Source organism: Streptomyces sp. CA-249302 (genome assembly GCF_050936785.1).
In the GTDB taxonomy this organism is placed as follows: Bacteria; Actinomycetota; Actinomycetes; order Streptomycetales; family Streptomycetaceae; genus Streptomyces.
This window is the reverse complement of record NZ_JBNJMG010000001.1, coordinates 830,361-851,602: the sequence shown is the minus strand read 5'-3', so window position 1 is coordinate 851,602 and position 21,242 is coordinate 830,361. Positions and strand designations below refer to the sequence as shown.

14 protein-coding genes and 4 pseudogenes are annotated in these 21,242 nt (G+C 72.3%); 11 read left to right on the top strand and 7 right to left on the bottom strand.

Features of this window, described 5'->3' with window-relative positions:
* Window positions 1-43: 43 nt before the first annotated feature.
* From ACQEWB_RS03795 to ACQEWB_RS03785, 3 genes and pseudogenes are all read right to left on the bottom strand, one after another.
* On the bottom strand, window positions 44-970 hold the full coding sequence (locus ACQEWB_RS03795) for a hypothetical protein (protein WP_432827000.1): 927 nt from the start codon (window positions 968-970) through the stop codon (window positions 44-46).
* Window positions 967-1,701 carry a PEP-utilizing enzyme gene (locus ACQEWB_RS03790; protein ID WP_432826998.1) on the bottom strand — a complete coding sequence of 245 codons (735 nt, stop codon included), beginning with the start codon at window positions 1,699-1,701 and terminating at the stop codon, window positions 967-969. Before ACQEWB_RS03790 ends, ACQEWB_RS03795 begins: the two co-directional genes overlap by 4 nt.
* A gap of 647 nt (window positions 1,702-2,348) precedes the next feature.
* Window positions 2,349-2,882, bottom strand: a pseudogene (locus ACQEWB_RS03785) (PEP/pyruvate-binding domain-containing protein); the annotation flags it as partial.
* Here ACQEWB_RS03785 and ACQEWB_RS03780 point away from each other — a divergent pair.
* The 4 genes from ACQEWB_RS03780 (at window position 2,803) to ACQEWB_RS03765 (ending at window position 6,866) form a co-directional block, all read left to right on the top strand.
* Window positions 2,803-3,060, top strand: a complete 258-nt coding sequence (locus tag ACQEWB_RS03780) for a hypothetical protein (protein ID WP_432826996.1) — start codon at window positions 2,803-2,805, stop codon at window positions 3,058-3,060. The pseudogene ACQEWB_RS03785 and the gene ACQEWB_RS03780 overlap by 80 nt on opposite strands.
* A 332-nt stretch (window positions 3,061-3,392) precedes the next feature.
* On the top strand, window positions 3,393-4,508 hold the full coding sequence (locus tag ACQEWB_RS03775; protein WP_432826994.1) for a GNAT family N-acetyltransferase: 1,116 nt from the start codon (window positions 3,393-3,395) through the stop codon (window positions 4,506-4,508).
* Window positions 4,509-4,680: 172 nt separating this feature from the next.
* On the top strand, window positions 4,681-5,664 hold the full coding sequence (locus ACQEWB_RS03770) for a S1C family serine protease (protein ID WP_432826992.1): 984 nt from the start codon (window positions 4,681-4,683) through the stop codon (window positions 5,662-5,664).
* A 221-nt stretch (window positions 5,665-5,885) separates the two neighbouring features.
* Window positions 5,886-6,866, top strand: coding sequence for an alpha/beta fold hydrolase (locus ACQEWB_RS03765; RefSeq protein WP_432826990.1), 981 nt, complete (start codon window positions 5,886-5,888; stop codon window positions 6,864-6,866).
* Here ACQEWB_RS03765 and ACQEWB_RS03760 read toward each other — a convergent pair.
* The 4 genes and pseudogenes from ACQEWB_RS03760 to ACQEWB_RS03745 all read right to left on the bottom strand — a co-directional run bounded on the left by ACQEWB_RS03760 (window position 6,859) and on the right by ACQEWB_RS03745 (window position 11,245).
* The gene (locus ACQEWB_RS03760; RefSeq protein ID WP_432826988.1) at window positions 6,859-7,443 is read right to left on the bottom strand and encodes an AMIN-like domain-containing (lipo)protein; all 585 of its coding nucleotides are present in this window, start codon (window positions 7,441-7,443) and stop codon (window positions 6,859-6,861) included. The two genes, ACQEWB_RS03765 and ACQEWB_RS03760, sit on opposite strands and share 8 nt — an antisense overlap.
* A gap of 83 nt (window positions 7,444-7,526) precedes the next feature.
* Window positions 7,527-8,581, bottom strand: a pseudogene (locus ACQEWB_RS03755) (FecCD family ABC transporter permease).
* Window positions 8,578-9,624 carry a FecCD family ABC transporter permease gene (locus ACQEWB_RS03750; RefSeq protein ID WP_432826986.1) on the bottom strand — a complete coding sequence of 349 codons (1,047 nt, stop codon included), beginning with the start codon at window positions 9,622-9,624 and terminating at the stop codon, window positions 8,578-8,580. The pseudogene ACQEWB_RS03755 and the gene ACQEWB_RS03750 overlap by 4 nt, the downstream one beginning before the upstream one ends.
* Window positions 9,614-11,245 carry a (2,3-dihydroxybenzoyl)adenylate synthase gene (locus ACQEWB_RS03745; RefSeq protein WP_432826984.1) on the bottom strand — a complete coding sequence of 544 codons (1,632 nt, stop codon included), beginning with the start codon at window positions 11,243-11,245 and terminating at the stop codon, window positions 9,614-9,616. Before ACQEWB_RS03745 ends, ACQEWB_RS03750 begins: the two co-directional genes overlap by 11 nt.
* A gap of 191 nt (window positions 11,246-11,436) precedes the next feature.
* On the opposite strand from ACQEWB_RS03745, the gene ACQEWB_RS03740 reads away from it, so the two are divergent.
* From ACQEWB_RS03740 to ACQEWB_RS03710, 7 genes and pseudogenes are all read left to right on the top strand, one after another.
* Entirely contained in the window at window positions 11,437-12,780 is a 1,344-nt protein-coding gene (locus ACQEWB_RS03740; protein ID WP_432826982.1) for a salicylate synthase, read from the top strand.
* Window positions 12,781-12,788: 8 nt separating this feature from the next.
* Window positions 12,789-14,078 (top strand): enterobactin transporter EntS, encoded by a 1,290-nt coding sequence (gene entS / locus ACQEWB_RS03735; RefSeq protein WP_432826980.1) that lies wholly within the window; start codon window positions 12,789-12,791, stop codon window positions 14,076-14,078.
* Window positions 14,079-14,080: 2 nt separating this feature from the next.
* The gene (locus ACQEWB_RS03730; protein ID WP_432826978.1) at window positions 14,081-14,920 is read left to right on the top strand and encodes an alpha/beta fold hydrolase; all 840 of its coding nucleotides are present in this window, start codon (window positions 14,081-14,083) and stop codon (window positions 14,918-14,920) included.
* 32 nt (window positions 14,921-14,952) lie between these two features.
* Window positions 14,953-15,387: an aspartate 1-decarboxylase gene (gene panD, locus ACQEWB_RS03725; protein ID WP_432826976.1), complete on the top strand. Its 435-nt coding sequence runs from the start codon at window positions 14,953-14,955 to the stop codon at window positions 15,385-15,387.
* A gap of 3 nt (window positions 15,388-15,390) precedes the next feature.
* Window positions 15,391-15,609: an MbtH family protein gene (locus ACQEWB_RS03720; protein ID WP_432826974.1), complete on the top strand. Its 219-nt coding sequence runs from the start codon at window positions 15,391-15,393 to the stop codon at window positions 15,607-15,609.
* Window positions 15,609-18,778: pseudogene (locus tag ACQEWB_RS03715) on the top strand (amino acid adenylation domain-containing protein). The gene ACQEWB_RS03720 and the pseudogene ACQEWB_RS03715 overlap by 1 nt, the downstream one beginning before the upstream one ends.
* Window positions 18,775-21,212 (top strand): annotated as a pseudogene (locus ACQEWB_RS03710) (non-ribosomal peptide synthetase); the annotation flags it as partial. The pseudogenes ACQEWB_RS03715 and ACQEWB_RS03710, both read left to right, overlap by 4 nt.
* Window positions 21,213-21,242: the final 30 nt, after the last annotated feature.

Here is a 21,242-nt window from a genome sequence, read left to right as displayed (position 1 = left end):
GGCCCGTGAATGTCCGGAAACCCACGCCGGCCCGGCGCCCGGCTCAGTTCCGAGAGGTCGCCTCCCCCTCGCCGATGACGGTCGCGGTGGTGCGGTTGGTGCTCGCGTCCTCGATGCAGCCCCGCAGCCGCATCACGTCGTGCGGGGGCAGTGCCGGCCGGATGACCGCGGTGTAGAGGCCGTCGTCCAGGCGGCCGAGCGTGGCCTTGTCGTTGCGCGCCGCGGTGGAGCGGCGGCACGTCTCCCACAGATCCTGGGCGGCCAGTCCTACGGCCGTGTCGCCGCCGTCGGCCGTGGTCTCGACCCGGAACACCATGGTCGTGTTCTCCGCGTCCGGCGCTTCCTCGGCCCGGGTCTGCGTCGCGTCGGCCAGCGCCGTCCACAGCACCGGCACCAGGACCAGGCCGACGGCCGCCGCGCCCACGCCCGCGAGCGTGCGCCGGCTGCGGGCGGTCGGGACGGCCGGGCGGCTCTCCAGCGCGGTACGGCCGACCCGCGGGCCGAGCGGCGGGGCGGTGAGGGCCGCGAGGCGTCCGGCCAGCCGGCGTTCCACGCCCGGGCGGGCGGTGGCGCCCGCCAGCTTCTGGATGACCATCGCGATGCCGGAGAGCGCCGCGCCGGCCGCCATCAGGACCGGTACGAAGACGAACGTGCGCTGGGTGCCGCTCAGTTCCTGCATGTCCACCGAGTCCATCCAGCGGAAGCGGTTCGGATGCGGACCACGCGTCTGCTCCAGTCGCTGCCGCACCTCCTCGACCCGTGCGTCGGACTGCTCCATCCGCTGCTCGAGCCGGGAGAACCGGGTCAGCAGCACGATCGTGGCCAGGAAGACCTCGACCACCAGCAGCAGCACCCCGGACATCATGGCCCGCTGCCACTCCCAGCGGGTCAGGTACAGGACCATGTAGTAGCCGGCGTAGACGGCGGACAGCCCGCCGAAGGCGTAGCCGACGATTCTCATGCTCTTCATGCCGCGGGCTCCTCGCTGTGCGCGGTCGGTCGGGTGGTCTCGGCGTCGGTGTCCGGTGCGGTCACCGCACCCGTGCCGCCGTCGACGGTGAGGGGCGTGCCGTTCGGGAAGCGGTCCACCGCAGCGGGGACACCGACCGCCGTGGGGACACGGAACTCCCGTGCCAGCACGGCGAGATGGGACAGTGCGCTGCCGGTCTCGGCGACCAGCCCGGCCAGCCCCGGCAGTACCGGGGCCAGCGCCGGATCGAGGGTCCGCACCACCAGGACCGCGTGCTCGGGGCGTTCCGCGCGCCCGTCCCAGGCGGTACCCGCGCCGAAGCCGCCGCCCGCGCCCTGCCCGTCGCCCGAGTTCCGTCCGCCCGGCGGGAGTTCGGCCACCGGCACCCCGTCCGCCAGCCGGAACGCGGCGGGCAGCGGACCGGCGTCGAGAGCGCGCGGCTCCCGCTCGGCCAGGTCGTCCGGCAGACTGCCGTCCTCCGTCGCCCGGACCAGCTCCGCCCAGCGCAGCAGCACCAGCCGGGACAGCCCCGGCGCACACTCGCCGACCCCGAGCCGCCCGGCCAGCTCGCGCACCATCTGCGCCTGCATCTCGTGCACCCAGCGGATGCGCAGCCGCAGCCCTTCCCGCACCGGCAGCGCACCCACCCCGCGCGGCAGTGCCGTCCAGCCGGTGTGCCCCGGCAGCGGGGCGCGGTCACCGAGCGTGGGCGGCAGCAGGGCCGCCAACACCGGGTGGCGGGTGAGCAGTTCGGCGTCCGACAGCCCCGGGAACGCCCCTCGGCCAGGGCGGCCAGCGCCTCACCGGCCGCCGTCGCCCCGGACCCCGCGCCGAGCAGCGCCCCGGCCAGGGACTCCTGGGCGTGCAGCGAGGACAGCACCTCCCGGCCCCAGGAGACGGCGTCCAGCAGCTGACCGCCGAGCAGCTGGCCCGGCTCCGGGATGTCGGCGAGCGCCCGGTCGACGTCGGCCATCAGATCCGCCGCGAGGAGCGGCAGCGCCGACCGCAGCCGCCCGATCCGCCAGGCCGCCCCGGCACGCCGGGCACTCGGCGCCGGATTGACGAAGTCAAGGACCGGATGCGCGGACGGTACGGCGCCCAGCAGCCGCAGGTCGGCAGCGACCCGCCCGTCGACGGTGGTGGCCACGGGCAGCCTGCGCAGCGTGCGGCGAGGGGCGGCGCCGGCGATGTCCAGGGCGAGGGTGAGCCCGTGGGACATCGGCGTCACCCACAGGTCCTCCTCCAGCGGCTGGAGCACCCCGGGCAGCGTCTCGGCGACCGGGCCGGGCCCCAGCAGCCGGGCCCCGCGCGCGGGCCGGGCGGCCATCGCGGTGATCGGCCGCGCCTGGAACAGCCACAGTTTCCCGTCGGCGCCGAAGCCGAACTCGATGTCCTGTGGCCCGCCGAAGACCCGCTCCGTCTTCTTGGCCAGCGCCACCAGCCGGGTGATCCGGCGATGCGTCAGCAGCCGCTGCCCGGCCGGCTCGGCGGGCTCAGTCCGCACCAGCCGCGCGAACCGGGTCAGTTGATAGCGCACCCCTTGCGTACTGCCGTCGACCAGCTGGTCCGGGCCGCCGCTCACGGCGCTGACCAGGAGCCGGTCGGTACGGCCCGCCACCGGATCCGCCGTGAACATGACACCCCCAACTGCCGCACGCAGCATGGGCTGGACGAGCACCGCCATCCCGTCGTCCGGCGGCGCCCCCTCCGGCGGCCGCAGGTGCTGCACGCGTCGCGCGGAGTCCAGGACGGTCTGTACGGCGGAGCCGAAACCGTCCCAGCCGCGCACGTCCAGCACTGAGTCGAAGCGCCCCGCCATGGAGGAGTCCTCGGTGTCCTCGTGCGCCGAGGAGGACCGTACGACCAGCGCCCGTCCACCGCCCTCGGTGATCCGCTCCCAGGCGGCGCGCACGGCCTCTTCGCCGACGGGGGAGCCGGGCGCCCGCTCGGTGGGCACCAGCACGAACCCGGGAAGGGTGGGCAGCCCGGCCACGGCCGAGCGGGCCAGGTTGGCGGCCTTGGCGCCGGTGACGGCGGGGTCCTTCGCGAGTCCGGTGTCCAGTGGTACGACGGCCAGGGTCGCCACCTGAAGTGCCATGGTCGTGTCCTTCTGTGGAGGGGCGGGGTGGGGCCCACGTGGGGGGTTGCTTGAGTTAGGCAATCATATTGGAGTTACTTGAGTCAAGCAACCTTCATCTCTCGGGTTCGCCGGCTCACCGGGTCCGCATGGGGAGACTTCACAGGCTTTCGTTGCCGTAGGCGCTCTTGACAACATGCGTACTGTTTCGCGACGTTTGATCCCTGCCGGACAGTTCGGAACCGGAGGGGTCAATCGCGGAACGAGCGTGTACACGGCGTGGAATCGGCTGATACTCAGAGAAGTGGTGGGACGCGGACAGCGCGTCACGGGGGAGAGTCTGAAGTGGACGTCACGATCCACAGAGCCGACGAACTGAGCGCCGCGCTGTGCGAGGCATGGCACCGGGCGATGGACGAGTCGCCGGAGTACTCCAACCCTTTCCTGGCACCGGAGTTCGCGCTCGGGATCGGCAGGTACCGCGGCGGCGCGCGCATCGCGGTCCTGCGTGAGGGCGGCACACCGGTCGGCTTCTTCCCGTACGAGCGCAACGCCTTCGGCGTGGGCCGGGCCATCGGCCTCGGCCTGTCCGACTGCCAGGCCCTGGTGCACCGGCCCGGTGTCACCTGGGATGCCCAGGACCTGCTCAAGGCCTGCGGGATGTCCATCTTCGAGTTCGACCATCTCGTGGAGGAGCAGAAACCGTTCGGCCGGTTCGTCACGGGGAAGTTCTCCTCCCCGGTCGTCGACCTCAAGCCCGACGACAGCGGATACGCGGCCTGGCTGCGCGGCGCGTACCCGGGCCATGCCAAGACGACTCTCAAGAAGGAACGTCGCCTCGGACGGGACATCGGCGAGGTGCGCTTCGAGTTCGACGAGCGCGATCCCCAGATGCTGGGGCGACTCATGCAGTGGAAGTCCGCCCAGTACCGCAGGACGGGCCGCATGGACCGGTTCGCGCGGCCCTGGATCGTCGACCTGGTGAACCATCTGTTCCAGGTCCGCGAGGAGCACTTCACCGGTGTGCTCTCCGTGCTCTACGCCGGTGACCGGCCGGTGGCCGCGCACTTCGGGCCGAGATCCCGCACCGTGCTCGCGGCCTGGTTCACCGCGTACGACCCCGAACTCCACTACTACTCGCCCGGGTTGATGATGCATCTGCGCACCGCCGAGGCGGCCGCCCGGCACGGGGTGACGCTCATGGACCTCGGGCGCGGCGACAAGGAGTACAAGGACTGGCTCAAGACCCGCGAGCTGCGCGTGGCGGAAGGGTTCGCCAGCCGCCCGCACCCGGTGGCCACGGCACACCGGCTGTGGCGCAGACCGGTGCGGGGCCTGCGGAACACGGTCAACGCCCATCCCGAGCTGCGTGCCCCCGCCGACCGCCTGCTGAAGACGGTCGGCACCCTGCGCACCTCGCGTCGGACCGACTCCGGCACCGCGGGACCCCGCGCACACTGAGCGCCACCCGATCTCCCCGTCACGCGATGTGATCAGTCGTGCCGGCGGGCGTGGCCACCCTTGTCACCGGGCGTCAGCCCGCAGCGAAGTCCTCGCCGCTTCCGAGGACCCGGGTGTAAGCATGTAATCAACGCCTGGGTAAAAGCCTCTGGGCCCGCGGAAAGGTCCACTCGTGGCCGAGACACTTTCCGAGCCCGACCGCTCCAGCGAGGAGCAGGCCGCGCTCGATTCCTACTCCCAAATCGTCACCTCCGTCGCCACCGAGCTCACCCCGAAGGTGGCGGCCCTGAACGTCGCGCACCGCCGCTCGCGAGGGCGTTTCGTACGGGGGACCGGCTCCGCCGTGGTGTTCACCGAGGACGGTTTCCTGCTCACCAACGCCCATGTCGTCGGGCACGCCGACGCCGGCACCGCTTCCTTCGCCGACGGGACGACCACCCCCTTCCACGTCATCGGCGCCGATCCGCTGTCCGACCTCGCCGTGGTCCGCGCCGACGGGCCGACTCCGCCCCCGGCCCGGCTGGGCGAGGCCGACGCGCTGCGGGTCGGCCAGCTGGTCGTGGCGGTCGGCAACCCGCTGGGCCTGGCCGGCAGCGTCACCGCCGGTGTGGTCAGCGCCCTGGGCCGCTCGCTGCCGGCCAGTGCGGGCACGGCGACCCGCGTCATCGACGACGTCGTCCAGACCGACGCCACCCTGCACCCCGGCAGCTCGGGCGGCGCGCTCGCCACCGCCGACGGCCGGGTCGTCGGCATCAACACCGCCATCGCCGACGTCGGCCTGGGCCTCGCCATCCCCGTGAACGGCACCAGCCGGAAGATCATCGCGACCCTGCTCTCCACGGGCCGGGTCCGCCGCGCCTACCTCGGCGTGGCCGGCATCCCAGCGCCGCTGCCGCCACAGGTACGGGCCCACACCGGCCGCCGTATCGGCCTGCGCGTCGTCGAGATCGTGCCCGGGTCGCCCGCCGCCCGGGCCGGCCTGCGCGGCGGCGACCTGCTGCTCACCGCCGACGGCGACCCGATCGGCAGCGCCCAGGCCCTCCAGCGCCTGATGCTTGAGGACGCGATAGGCCGGCCCCTCGCCCTGACCGCCCTGCGCGGTGACGCGCTGGTGGACGTCATCGCGACACCGGTGGAGCTGGTCTCGGACGACTGAGGGGCATCTCCCGGCTTTGCCGAAACGGCAACAGGCGTCGCGTGCGGCGGCAGTTCGGCGACATGATCGGAAGCGGCCGCACCCCGTCCATCGGCCACCGGATCGGAAGCTGCCGCGTCACGTCCATCGGCCACCGGGTCGAAAGCCACCGCTCCACATCCATCGGCTCCCGGATCCGATACGGCCGCTCCGCACACCCGCGCCTGCCCCGGGAGGGACCCATGCCCCAAGCCCGTGCCGTCGAGCCCACCCACCGCCTGGTGCCCACACCGGCCGGCCGCACCCACTTGGTGGAGCAGGGCGAGGGGCCGCTGGTTCTGCTGGTGCACGGCTTCCCGGAGTCCTGGTACTCGTGGCGCCACCAACTGCCCGCCCTGGCCGCCGCCGGCCACCGCGCCGCGGCCGTCGACGTCCGCGGCTACGGCCGCTCCTCGAAGCCGGGGCCGGTCTCCTCGTACCGGATGCTCGACCTGGTCGCGGACAACGTGGCCGTGGTGGAGGCGCTGGGCGAGCGTTCCGCGGTGGTCGTCGGGCACGACTGGGGCGCGACCATCGCCGCCATGTCCGCCCTGCTCAGGCCGGACGTCTTCCGCGCGGTCGGACTGCTGAGCGTGCCCTACACCCCGCCCGGCGGGCCCCGGCCCAGCGAGGTGTTCGCGGGGATGGGTGGGGAGGAGGAGTTCTACGTCTCCTACTTCCAGGAGCCCGGTCGTGCCGAGGCTGAGATCGAGCCCGACGTGCGCGGCTGGCTCGCCGGGTTCTACGCCGCCCTGTCCGCCGACACCATGCCGGCACCCGGCGCGCCCGACCCGCACTTCGTCACCAAGGGCGGCACCCTGTGCGAGCGCTTCCCGGGCGACCGCCTTCCGGCCTGGCTCGGTGCGGGCGAACTCGACTTCTACGCGGGGGAGTTCGAGCGCACCGGCCTGACCGGGGCCCTCAACCGCTACCGGAACATGGACCGCGACTGGGAGGACCTGGCCGCTCACCACGGCGCGCCGATCACACAGCCCTCCCTCTTCGTGGGCGGGGCGCTCGACGCGTCCACCACCTGGCTGGCGGACGCGATCGAGGCCTATCCCGCCACCCTTCCCGGGCTGACCTCCTCGCACGTCCTCGACGGCTGCGGCCACTGGATCCAGCAGGAACGCCCCGAGGAGGTCAACGGGCTGCTGGTCGACTGGCTCGCTTCCCTCAAGTGACCTTCGCGCCGCTCCAGTTGTGGGCCACGTCCACGATCACGTGGCCGGTCACCCGCAGCACCCGGAACGGCAGCCGGGCCCGGACGCCGAGGCCGAGCTGGGTGTCGCCCTCGAAGCTGCCGGCGAACCGGGTGTCCCGGAAGGTGCGGTACCCCTTGAGGTCGATGCCCGGCAGCGGGTGGCCCGCGCGGGCCGGATACGTGGGTTTGCCGGTCGCGGGGTCGTAGGCGGGCGCCGTGACCCGGACCTCGAGCACGGCTCCGCCGCCGACCGGGATCAGCCGGCCGGAGCCGTCCTGGTAGAGGTGGTCGACGTACCGGACCGAGTAGCCCAGGCTGCCCTTGGCCGCGCCGGGTATGTCGACGACCATCCGGTCGTAGCAGGCGTGGCGGCCGGTCCTGATGTTCTTGACCGGTGTCGTCGTACTCGCCGTGTGTCTCTTGGCCTGGCTGCCCCAGCCCGTCGGGCAGGCGGTTCGCGTGGCGGTGGCGGGCGCGGCGTCGGCCGGGAGCGTGGTCGCCAGGAGTGCTGTGGTGGCAAGCATGAGCGCCGCCCATGCAGGTCTGCTTCGTCTCATCTCGTCCCCCGAAGCATGGATGGTTCTGATATTGGATGAGACGGGTCGGATGGCCGAAAAGTTGCGCTTTCTCGGCAATCCGTTCAGATGCGCCCCGCCCGCCGCTGGCGGCGCAGCAGCAGCCCCAGGTACAGGCCCCCGACCACCGCCGTCACCACGCCGACCGGCAGCTGGGCCGATTCGTGGATGCGCTGGGAGGCGAAGTCGGCGGTGACCACCAGGAGGGCGCCGGTGCAGGTGGCCGCCGGGAGGTTGGGGCCGGGGCGTGGGTGAGGCGGCGGGCCAGCTGGGGGGCGATGAGGGCGACGAACGGGATCGGGCCGGCCGCCGCGGTCGCCACCGCACAGGCCGCCGTCGCCAGGATCAGCACCACGAGCCGGGTGCGCTGCACGGGCACGCCGAGGCCGCCCGCCACGTCGTCCCCCATCTCCAGGATCCGCAGCCGTCCCGCGACCAGCGCGACCAGCGGCAACACCACGAGCAGACCGAGCGCGGCCGGACGTACGTCCTGCCAACCCCGGCCGTTGAGGCTGCCGTTGAGCCACACCATCGCCTGCGCGGCCTGCGTGAATCTCGCCTTGGCGAGCAGGTAGGCGTTGACGCCCTGGAGCAGGGCGCTCACCCCGATGCCGACCAGCACCAGCCGGTAGCCGTGGATGCCGTGCCGCCACGCGAGCACGTACACCAGTAGCGCGGTCGTCAAGCCCCCGCCCACCGCCCCGAACGCGACCTGCCCGCCGGTACCGCCCACGACCAGCACGACCAGCAGCCCACCGGTGGCCGAGCCGTAGGTGAAGCCGACGATGTCCGGGCTGCCCAGCGGATTGCGGGACAGGCTCTGGAACAGCGCCCCGCTCAGCCCGAGCGCCGCGCCGACCAGGATGCCGGTGAGCAGGCGGGGGAGCCGGAGTTCGTTGACGACGAAATTGGTCTGGTGGCTGCCGTTGCCGAGCAGGGTGCGGACGACGTCGGCCGGGGAGATCGCGAACTCGCCCGTCCCCAGAGCCAGTACGCCCACCCCGGCGGTCGCGGCCAGCACCAGCAGGCACACGGTGACCGTGCGCACGTCCACCCGCACCGACAGCCGGTGCGAGCGGCTCCGTACGACATGCGTGCGGCCGCCCAGGGCCGTGGTCATCCGGCCACCACCCTGCGGTGGCGGACGAGCGCGATGAACACGGGGGCGCCGATCACGGCGGTGACCACGCCCGCGTCCAGTTCGTCGGGGCGGACCACGACCCGGCCGAGGACGTCCGCGTACAGCAGCAGCGCCGGGGCCAGCAGCATCGACAGCGGCAGGGTCCAGCGCTGGTCGGCGCCGGCGATCATGCGGGCCATGTGCGGTACGGCCAGGCCGACGAAGACCAGCGGTCCCACGGCGGCCGTCGCCGCGCCGCACAGCAGCGTCACGGCCAGCAGGCCGAGGAACCGCGTGCGGTCCAGGTTGGCGCCGAGGGCGCGGGCGGAGTCGTCGCCGAGCGCCAGCGCGTTCAGCGGCCGTACCAGCGAGAGCGCCATGACCAGGCCGACCGCGACGAACGGGGTGATCGTCGTCAGGGTTTCGCCGTCCGCCCGCGCGAGTGAGCCCACGCTCCAGAACCGCAGCTGGTCCAGGGCCTGCGCGTCGAGCAGCATCAGGGTCTGGCCGATGCCGGTGAACACGGCGGCGATCACCGCTCCGCCGAGCGCGAGCCGCTCAGGTGTGGCCCCGCCGCGCCCGCCCGAGGCCAGCGAGTACACCAGCAGCCCAGCCACCACCGCCCCCGCCATGGCGAACCACACCGAGGCCCACATGCTGGTCAGGCCCAGCACGGTGATGGACAGTACGACTCCGGTGGCGGCCCCGGCGTTGATGCCGAGCAGCCCCGGGTCGGCCAGCGGATTGCGGGTCAGCGCCTGGATCAGCGCACCTGCCACGCCCAGCGCGGCCCCGGCGGCTATCCCGGCGAGGGTGCGGGGGACCCGTACGTCCCAGACCACCGAACTCGCCGTCGAACCATTGTCGTCGAGCAGTGCGTGGACGACCGTGGAGAGCGACAGGGAGCGTGAGCCGATCGCCAGGCTGAGCGCGATCGCCGTGAGCAGCAGGAGCAGCGCGCCGAGCACGGCGAGCGTCCGGGTCGAGGTGTGCCGCCGCGCGGGAGGCCGTTCAAGTGCCGCCACCGGCGCCTCAGTTGCCACCGCCGGCCTCCGAGCGGAGCCGTTCGGCGATCCTGCGGCCGAGTGCCTTCTTGTCGATCTTCCCGACCGAGGTGCGCGGGAAGAAGTCGACGATCTCCACGCGGTCGGGCAGTTTGTACGTGGCCACGCCCCGGTCGGTGAGGAAGGCGGCCAACTCCCGCTGGGTCGGGACCGGTTGTGCGCGCGGCACCAGATAGGCGCAGGTGCGCTCGCCCATCGTCTCGTCGGGCATGCCGACCACGGCGGCGTCGTGCACGGCCGGGTGGGCCAGGAGGTGGTTTTCAAGCTCCTCGGCGGAGATCTTGTCGCCGCCCCGGTTGATCTGGTCCTTGGCCCGCCCCTCGACGACCAGATGCCCGGAGGGCAGGACCCGGACCAGGTCGCCGCTGCGGTAGTGGCCGTCGTTGGTGAAGGTACGGGCGTTGTGCTCGGGGGCCCGGTAGTAGCCGCGCAGGGTGTAGGGGCCGCGGGTGAGCAACTCGCCCACCTCGCCCGGGAGTACGTCGTGGCCGTCCTCGTCGACCACCCGGATCTCGTCGGCGGGGGAGAGGGGGCGGCCCTGGGTGCCGGTGATCAGCTCCCGAGGGTCGTCCAGACGTGTGTAGTTGAGCAGTCCCTCGGCCATGCCGAAGACCTGCTGGAGGGTGCAGCCGAGGGCGGGTTCGACGCGGGCGGCCGGCTCGGCGCCGAGTTTGGAGCCGCCGACCTGGAGCAGGGCGAGGGTGGACAGGTCGGCGTCCTCCCACTCCACCGCGTCCAGCCACAGCAGGGCGATCGGCGGGACCACCGCCGTCACGGTGACCTTCTCGCGTTCGATCAGCGCGAAGGCGTCCTCGGGGCTGGGCGTGGGGGAGAGGACCACCGTGCCGCCGGCCATCAGCGTGCCGAGCAGACCGGGGCAGGCCAGCGCGAAGTTGTGCGCCGTCGGCAGCACCACCAGGTAGACGGTCGACTCGTCGAAGCCGCAGGTCTCCGCGCTGGCACGGACGTTGTAGGTGTAGTCGTCGTGGGTGCGCGGGATCAGCTTCGGCTTGCCCGTGGTGCCGCCGGAGAGCAGCAGCACCGCCACGTCGCCCGGATCGGGCGCGGGCAGCGGGACCGGATCGGCGTCGATGTCGGCGAGGGCGGTGAACTCGGCGGGGTCGCCGGCCACCAGGACGTGTTCGACGGACGGCACCGCCTTGCGCACGGCCCGGGCCAGTGCCCGGTGGTCGAAGCCGTCCAGCACGTCGGGGACCGCGACAGCCGTGGCGCCGGCCGTCTCGGCGACGTGCACCAGCTCGCTCTCCCGGTGCGCGGGCAGCGTCAGCACCGGCACCGCGCCGGCCCTCAGCAGCGCGAAGAACAGCACCACGAAGGCGTCGGTGTTGGGGAGTTGGACGACCACCCGGTCCCCGGCGCCGATGCCGATGCGCCGCAGCCCCGCGGCCGTACGATCGGCGCGCAGGTCCAGCTCGGCGTACGTCCACCGGTTGCCGTCGGCGTCGACCAGCGCGATGCGCGCCGGGTCGCTGTCGGCCCGGTCCCGCAGCAGCCGGTCCAGCGGCCGGCCCGCCCAGTACCCCTCGGCCCGATACCGCTCCGCCAACGCGTCCGGCCAGGGCACCCAACCGTCGAGCATGCTCAACTCCCGCCTGCTGGTGAGCAATCACGCATCCGGTGGTGAGGCATCACCACCCGATGCTTAGGAAAGGCTTGCCTAATAGGAGATCGCGGTCAAGCCTGAAGGTGCCTCTGGACGGGCGATCGACTCGGAAGCTAGGGTCTTGTCGAGATTAGGTTAGGTTAACCTAAGTCCAGGGAGGTAGCTCGTTGCTGCGTTACCGGAGCGCGGAGACGGAACTGCGGGGAGACCCCCTCCTGTTGACCGCGCAACTCGCCGAGTCGGGACTGTTCGACCAGTACGTGGTCTACGAGCGGGAGGGCGACTTCTGCTTCGCCGGAGGTGTGCTCGGCGAGGTCGTCGTCGGCCGTGCCGAGATCCGCCGCAGATGGCTCACCGATGAGACGGCCGAACCACTCGGGTCGCACCCGCTGCGCCAGGTCGGGGAGAAACTGGGGCAGATGGCGGTCGAGGGCTGGCGGGCCTACGGCTGGATGGCCTTCGAGTTCTCCCATCTGCACGCCGGCCGCCCCGACCGGGCCGGCGAGGCCGACCTGCTCCATCTCGTCGTACCCCATACCGAATTGATATTCCGTCAGGGAAGCATCGCCTTACGGAGTGCCGACCAGGAGACCCTCGACGCCGTGCTCGGCCTGTTGTCCGAACCGGCGGCCCGACCCGCTGTCGAGCCCGCGCCGATCGACGTCACGGACGTCGTCGGCAGCTATCCCGGTCTGGTGGCCCGGGCCATCGAGGAGATCCGCACCTCCGAACTGCAGAAGGTGATCATCTCCCGTACGGTACCGATCCCCTTCCCGGTCGACTTCGTCGCCACCTATGTCCACGGCCGTTCCCGCAACACACCCGCCCGCTCCTTCCTGTTGAACCTGGCCGGCCGCCGGGTCGCCGGATTCAGCCCCGAGACCGTCGCCGAGGTGAGCGCGGACGGCGAGGTCGTCACCCAGCCCCTCGCCGGAACCCGCGCCCGCGGCCTGGGAGCCGCGGAGGACGAGCGACTGCGCGCCGAACTCCTCGCCGACCCCAAGGAGATCTCCGAGCACGTGCTCTCCGTGAAACTGGCGGAGGAGGAGATGGCCACCGTGTGCCGCCCCGGCACCGTCTCGGTGCGCGACCTGCTGAGCATTCGCCGCCGCGGCAGCGTCCAGCACCTCGGCTCCAGCGTGCACGGCCTGCTCGCCGAGGACGCCTCCGCCTGGGACGTGCTGCGCGCGGTCTTCCCGGCCGTCACCGCCTCCGGCATCCCCAAGAAACAGGCCTACGACTGCATCAGCCGGCTGGAGGACGGGCCGCGCGGCATCTACAGCGGCGCGGTCCTGACGGCCGACAGCGAGGGGGCGCTCGACGCGGCCCTCGTGCTGCGCAGCCTCTACGAGGAGGACGGCCGCACCTGGCTGCGGGCCGGCGCCGGCATCCTGCCCGGGTCCACACCGGAGCGGGAGCTGGAGGAGACCTGCGAGAAACTGCGCAGCGTCGCCCCGTACGTCGTCCCCGCCCAACAGGCGCCGCTCGCCGCGCCGTCCCTCCACGGATAGGGGCCGCAGTGCGCCTGGGAGAAGTGGTCGTCGACGTCGCGCCGCTGAGATCGAGCAGGGACTTCCGGCTGGTGTTCGCCACCCAGGCGATCTCCATGCTGGGCACCCAGCTCACCTCGGTCGCGGCGAGCCTGCAGATCTACGAACTGACCGGATCCACGGTCCAGGTCGGCCTGATGAGCGCCGTGTTGGGCATGTCGCTGCTTGTCGGCCTGCTGGCGGGCGGACTGCTCGCCGACCGGGCCGACCGGCGGCGGGTCGTGCTCGTCACCCGGGCCGTCACCGCCGTGGTGATCACCGGGCTCGCGGTGAACGCGGCCCTGCCGGACCCGCACGTGTGGTTCGTCTTCGTGGCGGCCGTGCTGGCGGGCTTCACGGCCGGGCTCGGCGGCCCGGCGATGATGGCCGCGACGCCGAACCTGGTGCCGCCCGGCCAACTGGCCGCCGCCGGAGCGCTGACCACCCTCACCGCCCAGCTCGGCGGCATGCTGGGCCCGTCGCTCGCGGGCGTCATCGCCGCCGGGCCGGGCCTCGCCTGGTGCTTCGGCATCGACGCGGCCATATACGTCGTCGGCCTCGTGCTGCTCGCCCCGCTGCCGAAGCTGCCACCCGAAGGGGAGGCGGAACAGCAGCACCCGTTGAAGGCGATGGCGGAGGGTATGCGCTTCCTGCGCGGCAACCAGGTCGTCGCCGGGCTGCTGCTCATCGACGTCTGCGCCGTGGTCTTCGCGATGCCGTACGCCCTCTTCCCCGAACTGGGCACCGAGCACTTCGGCGGCGGCCCGTCCACCGTCGGCCTGCTCTACACCGCCCCGGCGGTCGGTTCCTTCTTCGGAGCGTTGACCAGCGGCTGGACCGGCCGGATCCACCACACCGGACGGGCGTTGATCGGCTCGGTCGCGGTGTGGGGCGTGGCCATCACCTTCTTCGGCCTCAGCCCCAACATCTGGACGGCGCTGGTCTTCCTGGCCCTGGCCGGCCTCGGCGACACCGCCTCCGAGATCCTGCGCCGGGCCCTGCTCCAGCACTACACCCCCGACCGTCTCCAGGGCCGGGTCGGCAGCCTGTGGCTCGCCCAGGCTACCGCCGGACCCTCCGTCGGCAACCTCGAAGCCGGCCTGGTCGCCCGCGCGTTGGGCTCCTCGGCCGGTGCCGCGGCCGTCGGCGGACTGGTCTGCCTGGCGGGCGTGGCCACGGTCGCCCTCGCCGTACCGGGCCTGCGCCGCGCCACCCTGCACGACCCACCCGTCCCCGAGGCGCAACCGGCACCCGCGAAGACGACCCCGGCGGCGGACTGACGATGCCCAGCGCGCAGATCAACGGAATCAGGATCCATTACGACGACCAGGGCCACGGCGACCCCGTGGTCCTGGTGATGGGCCAGGGCGCCACCGGACGCGCCTGGCACCTCCACCAGGTGCCCGCGTTCGTGGCGGCCGGCCACCGCGTCGTCACCTTCGACAACCGGGGCGTACCGCCCAGCGACGAATGCCCGGACGGATTCACCATCGACGACCTGGTCGCCGACACCGCGGCACTCGCCGAGCACCTGGGCCTCGGCCCGTGCCGCTTCGTCGGCGTCTCCATGGGCGCCTACGTCGTCCAGGAGTTGATGCTGGCCCGCCCCGAACTCGTCGTCCAGGGCGTCCTGATGGCCACCCGCGGCCGCACGGACGCACTGCGCGCCGCCATGGCCACCGCCGAACGCGCCCTGCACGACAGCGGGTTGCAGCTGCCCCCGACGTACGCGGCCTGGGTGCGGGCGGTCGAGAACCTGTCCCCGGCCACGCTGGACGACGAACAGCAGGTCCAGGACTGGCTGGAGCTCTTCGAGTACTCACCGCCGCCCGCCGGACCGGGCGTCAGGGCGCAGCTCGACCTGACCGTCCCGGACGGCCGCCTCGACGCCTACCGGGCGATCGGGGCGCCCTGCCTGGTGATCGGTTTCGCGGACGACGTCGTCCTGCCCCCGCACCTCGGCCGCGAGGTCGCGGAGGCCGTCCCCTCCGCCTCCTACCAGGAGATCAAGGACTGCGGCCACTACGGCTACCTGGAGCGCCCGGACGAAGTGAACCGTGTGCTTCTGGAGTTCTTCCGGACCGGGAGTTCTTCCGCGCCCGGCGATATTAAATTAGGTTAGCCTCACCTAAGTATCTGACCCAGGGGGTACCGGTGCAGCGCACCCTGCTCAATGGCAAGATCCACCGAGCCACCGTCACTCAGGCCGATCTGCACTACGTGGGTTCCCTGACGATCGATCAGGACCTCATGGAGGCCGCCGACATCGTCGAGGGCGAGCTGGTCCAGGTGGTGGACATCGACAACGGCGCCCGTCTCAACACCTACGCCATCACCGGCGAACGCGGCAGCGGGGTCATCGGGATCAACGGCGCCGCCGCCCACCTCGTCCACCCCGGTCACCTCGTGATCATCATGTCCTTCGCCGCGCTCGACGACTCCGAGCGTGCGGCCCACGAGCCCCGGATCGTCCACGTCGACAAGGCCAACCGGATCGTCGCCCTCGGCGCCGACCCCGCCGAGCCGGTCCCCGGAGCGGCGGACCAGTTCTCCGGATCCGTCCCCCAGCCGCGCCAGGAGAGGAACTGAGCCATGGCCAACCCCTTCGACGACGAGAACGGCGTCTTCCGCGTCCTGGTCAACGACGAGGGCCAGTACTCCCTGTGGCCGGACTTCGCCCCCGTCCCCGCCGGCTGGACCGGCGTCCACGGCCCCGACACCCGGGCCGCCTGCCTGGAGCACATCGAGCAGCACTGGACGGACATGCGCCCCCGCTCCCTGGCCGAGGCCATGCGCCGGGCCGGGGCCTGATGCCGGCCCGCCCCGGCGTGCAGGACGTCCTCCCCCTGACGCCGATGCAGGAGGGCATGGTCTTCCACGCGCTCTACGACGACCAGGCCCGGGACGTCTACACCGGCCAGCTCACCGCCCGCCTCGAAGGCCCCCTGGACCCCGACCGCATGCGCACCGCGGCCGAGGCCCTGCTCGCCCGCCATGCCAACCTGCGCGCCGCCTTCCGCACCAGCCGCTCCGGCCGCCCGGTCCAGGTCGTCCGGAGCGAGGTCGGCCTGCCCTGGCAGGTCACCGACCTCACCCAACTGTCCGTACCGGAAAGGGAGAAGGCCCTCGACCGGCTCCTCGCCGAGGACCGCGACCAGCGCTTCGACCTGACCCGCCCCCCACTGCTCCGCTTCCGCCTGGTGGCCTTCGCCGAGCACGACCACCGCCTGGTGATCTCCTCGCACCACCTGCTCTGGGACGGCTGGTCCGCCCCTGTCCTGGTGCGCGAGCTCTTCCACCTCTACACCTCCGGCGGCGACCCCAAGGCCCTGCCTCGCGTCCACCCCTACCGCGACTACCTGGCCTGGCTCCACCGCCAGGACCGCGAGGCCGCCCAGCACGCATGGCAGGCCGCCCTGACGGGACTTGACGAGCCGTCACTCATCGCACCGGAGGCCAGGGACCATACGGCCGGACCGCCCGAGCGGCACGTCCTCGAACTCCCCGAACAGGACACCGCAGCCCTCACCGCCACCGCCCGCGCCCACGGCCTGACCGCCAGCACCGTGCTTCAGGGCCTGTGGGCGATCCTGCTCGCCCGCCTCACCGGCCGCACGGACCTCGTCCTGGGCGCCACCGTCTCCGGGCGCGACGCCGACGTCCCGGGCATCGACTCCATGGTCGGCCTCTTCATCAACACCCTCCCCGTACGGGTGCGGTTGCGCCCCGAGGAACCCCTCGCCGACCTGCTGACCAGGCTCCAGACCGAGCAGTCCGCCCTCCTGGACCACCAGCACCTCGGCCTCGCCGACATCCAGCGCACGGCCGGGCACAGCGTGCTCTTCGACACCCTGCTGGTCTTCGAGAGCTACCCGATCGACGACACCGGCATCGCGGCCGCCCTCGACGGCCTGCGTATGACAGACGTCTCGGTACTGGACGCCACCCACTACCCGCTCACCCTCACCGCCCTGCCCGGGGCCAGGCTGACCCTGACCTTCAGCCACCGGCCGACCGCCCTCGACCACGCGACGGTCACCTGCATCGCGGACCAACTCCAGGACCTGATCCGGGAGTTCACGCAGCACCCCGAGCGGCCGGTCGCCCGGCTCACCCCCGTACCGGAGCCCGAAGCCCCCCACACGGCCCGCCCCCTCCCACACCCCACGGTCCGCGCCCTCTTCGAGGACCAGGCCCACCGCACCCCGCGGGCCCCCGCCGTCCTGCACGGCGACACCACCCTCACCTTCGCCCAACTCGACGCCCGGGCCGACCGGTTGGCCGCCGCGCTGGCCGCCCGCGGCGCCGGACCCGAGTCGGTGGTGGCCGTCGCTCTGTCCCGCGGCCCCGACCTGGTGACCGCCCTGCTCGCCGTCTTCAAGTCCGGCGCCGCCTGCATGCCGATCGACCCGGCCTACCCCCCAGAACGCATCGCCCTGATGCTCGGCGACGCGGCCCCGAGCCTGGTCGTGTGCGAGCCGGCGACGGCCCAACAGCTGGGCATCGACCCGGAGTCGGTGTGCGAGCCGAGCAGTACGGCCGCCGTACCGGGGGAGCGGCCACCCCTCTCGCCGGACCACCCTGCCTACCTCGTCTTCACCTCCGGCTCCACCGGCCGCCCCAAAGCCGTGGTCGGCACCCAACAGGCCCTGGCCAACCGCCTGTTCTGGGGCCGGGAACTCCACGACGGCACCCCCGGAGTACGCCTCGCCAAGAGCCCGCTCAGCTTCATCGACGGACTGACCGAACTGCTCGGGGCTCTGGTCGCGGGAGACGCGGTCGCACTCGCCGACGACGAGACACTCGGCGACCCCACGGCCCTCGCCGCCCTGACGGACCGCCACCGGGCCACCACCCTCACCGCGGTCCCCAGCCTCTACACCACCCTGCTCGAATCCGCCCCGCCGGACAGCTTCACCTCGGTCCGCACCTGGATCTCCAGTGGCGAACCGCTCCCCGCCGACCTCGCCCAGGCGATCGTGCACCGCTGGCCGCAGTCCCGCCTGATCAACCTCTACGGCTGCTCCGAAGCGGCCGGCGACAGCCTGGTGCAGGTGTACGACGGCGGCGACGGCAACGTCCCGCTGGGCAGCCCGATAGCCAACACCGGCGCCCACGTCCTGGACCCCTTCCTGCGCCCGGTCCCCGCAGGCGCGACCGGAGAGCTCTACCTCGCCGGCACCGGCCTGGCCCGCGGCTACCTCGGCCAACCCGCCCGCACCGCCGAACGCTTCGTCGCGGACCCCTTCGGCCCGCCCGGCAGTCGCCTCTACCGCACCGGCGACCTGGCCCGGCTCCGCGCCGACGGCACGGTGGAGTTCCTCGGCAGGGCCGACGACCAGGTCAAGATCAGGGGTTTCCGGGTGGAACCCGGCGAGATCGAGGCGGCCGCCCGCACCCTGCCAGGGGTCGCCAGGGCGGCGGTCGTGGCGAGGCAGGACGGCCCCGGCCCGGCCCGGCTGGTGGCCTACGTCGTACCGCGTCCCGCAGAGACCCCAGACGCCCTGTCCCTGCGCCGGACCCTGGCCGAACGCCTCCCCGCCCACCTCGTACCGTCCGCCGTCGTCCTCCTCGACGCACTGCCCCGCACCCCCAGCGGCAAACTGGACCGCCGCGCCCTGCCCGCCCCCGACTTCACGGCGGCCGGCAGCCACGAACCGCCGCGCACCGAACCCGAGAAGGTGCTGTGCGCCCTGTTCGCCGAGGTGCTGGGCCTCGAACGCGTAGGCGTCCACGACGACTTCTTCGAACTCGGCGGCGACAGCATCGTCTCGGTCCGCCTGGCCGACCGGGCCCGCAGAGCAGGCCTCGGCCTCTCACCCCGGGACGTGTTCACCCACCGCACCCCGGCCGGACTCGCGACCGCCGTACCGGACGAACCCGCGCCCCCGGCCCAGGAGTTCACGGCCCCGGCACACCGCTCGTGTCGCTCAGCGCCGCGCAGCTCGACAACGTCAAGGCGAGGTGGAGGACACGATGAGCGACGACGACGGCTCCCTGGTCGAGGACGTCCTACCACTGTCCCCCCTGCAACAGGGGCTGCTCTTCCACGCGTTGTTCGACGAGGGCGCCCAGGACGTCTACACCATGCAGTCCCTGGTGGAGATCGAGGGCTCGCTCCGCCCCGACCTGCTGCGCACGGCGGCCGAGGAACTCTTCGCCCGCCACGCCAACCTGCGCAGCGCCTTCCTCCACGAGGACCTCGACGACCCGGTGCAGGTGGTCCTCAAACAGGTCACCGTCGACTGGACGGAGCTGCGGTCCGGGGACGAGGCCGAGACGGCCCGCCGGATCGCCGCCGACGCCACGACCCGCTTCGACCTCACCGACCCACCCCTCCTCCGCCTCACCCTGATCGCCCGCGGCCCCGACCGCTGGCTCCTGATCCTCACCAACCACCACCTCCTGCTGGACGGTTGGTCGATCCCCCTCCTCGTCCAGGAACTCCTCCAGCTGTACGCCGCCCAGCTCGCCCCCGGCCACACCGCACCGCTGCCCGCGGTACGCCCGTACCGCGACTTCCTGGCCTGGCTGGCCTCCCGCGACCGGAACGCATCGACCCAGGCATGGCGCGAGGCCCTGGCCGGAGCGACCCCGACCTTCCTGGCCCCGACGCCCGCCGGCCTGGTACCGGTCCCACCGGAACTCCACACACTCCGGCTGCCACAACAACTCACCCAACAGATCCAGGAGTTGGCCCGGAGCAAGGGCGTCACCGCCAACACGGTGGTACAGGGCCTCTGGTCCCTGCTCCTGGCCCGCCTGACCGGCCGCAACGACGTCGTCTTCGGCGCCACGGTCGCCGGACGCCCCGCCGACCTGCCCGGCGCCGAGTCCATGATCGGCCTGTTCATCAACACCGTGCCCGTCCGCGTCTCCGTACCACCGGCGGAACCGGCCGCCACCTTCCTGCGCCGACTCCAGGACGAACAGTCCCGCCTGATGGACCACCAACACCTGGGCCTGACCGAGATCCAACGCGTGGCCGGCGCCGGCGACCTCTTCGACACCCTGCTCGTCTTCGAGAACTACCCGATCGACCGCGCGGCGGTGGCGGAAGCCGAGGCCCGGTCCGGCCTGCGCATCCGCGACGTCAAGGGCTCCGGCGCCACCCACTACCCCCTGACTCTGGCGGTCCTGGCCGAGCAACAACTCTCCGTGATCTTCGAGTTCCGCCCCGACTGCTACGACCGCACGACGGTGGAACAACTGGCGGCCCGCTTCGACCGCTTGATCCGGGCGGTCGTATCAAACCCGAACGCCCCCTTGGCCACCCTCGACGTCCTGGCCCCCGAGGAACGCACGGCGCTTCTGGCCGGTGGTTTGGGAGAACGCCTTGCGGCCCTGCCCCGGACAATGCCCGAGATCTTCGAGGCGCAAGCGGCGGCGACGCCGGATGCGGTGGCGGTGGTCGGCGACGACCGAAGCCTGTCGTTCGCCGAATTGAACTCCTCTGCGAACCAATTGGCCCGTCATCTCGTGGAGTTGGGATCGGGTCCTGAGCGCATTGTTGCTTTCGCGCTTCCACCGACCCCAGACACCATGACGGCAATTCTGGCGATCCAGAAGACAGGCGCGGCCTACCTCCCCCTGGACCCGACATGGCCGGACGACCGAATAGCCGGAATGCTGTCCGACGCGAACCCGGTGGCCTTGATAACGACGTCACCTACAGCGCCCCGTCAGGGGCGCGGGGAACTGCGCGATCAGCCCCCACTCACCCGCAGTCACCCTCCGACATTTCCCTCCGAGCTCCATGTGTTCCTTGACGCCCCCGACATTCTGAAAAAACACCCCACCCACAACCTCACCGACACAGACCGCCGCTCCCCCTCCTCCCCGAACACCCCGCCTACGTCATCTACACCTCCGGCTCCACCGGCCGCCCCAAGGCCGTCGTCATCCCCCACCGAGCCATCACCAACCTCTTCACCGCCCACAACAAGGCCCTCCACCGACCAACCGCAGCGGCCCAACCCCTCCGCATAGGCCACGCCTGGCCCACCGCCTTCGACGCCTCCTGGCAACCCATGCTCTGGATGTTCGCCGGTCACGAACTCCACCTGGTCCCCGAGGACGTCCGCCGAGACCCCACCGCCCTGCGCGGCTTCCTCACGGAACACGCCATCGAGTTCATCGAACTCTCCCCGTCCCTGCTCGGAGAGCTCGTCGCACAGGCGGACGACTGGCGCGCCGACCTCAAGGTGATCGGCGTGGGCGGCGAGGCCGTACCCCCGGACCTGTGGCGCACCCTCCGCGACACCGAGGGACTCGCGGCCCACAACCTCTACGGCCCCACCGAATGCACCGTCGACTCGGCCGACTGCGACCTCGCCCTCAGCGAGCGCCCCGCCATCGGCCGCCCCGTCGCAGGCGGCACCCTCTACATCCTGGACGGCCACCTCAACCCCGTCCCGACCGGAGTCGACGGCGAGCTCTACATC

Excerpts from the sequence above, each read along its gene's own strand:
- ACQEWB_RS03795 (WP_432827000.1), bottom strand. The coding sequence starts at position 970 with ATGAAGAGCATGAGAATCGTCGGCTACGCCTTCGGCGGGCTGTCCGCC.
- ACQEWB_RS03765 (WP_432826990.1), top strand. The coding sequence starts at position 5,886 with ATGCCCCAAGCCCGTGCCGTCGAGCCCACCCACCGCCTGGTGCCCACA.
- ACQEWB_RS03760 (WP_432826988.1), bottom strand. The coding sequence starts at position 7,443 with ATGAGACGAAGCAGACCTGCATGGGCGGCGCTCATGCTTGCCACCACA.
- ACQEWB_RS03745 (WP_432826984.1), bottom strand. The coding sequence starts at position 11,245 with ATGCTCGACGGTTGGGTGCCCTGGCCGGACGCGTTGGCGGAGCGGTAT.
- ACQEWB_RS03730 (WP_432826978.1), top strand. The coding sequence starts at position 14,081 with ATGCCCAGCGCGCAGATCAACGGAATCAGGATCCATTACGACGACCAG.
- ACQEWB_RS03720 (WP_432826974.1), top strand. The coding sequence starts at position 15,391 with ATGGCCAACCCCTTCGACGACGAGAACGGCGTCTTCCGCGTCCTGGTC.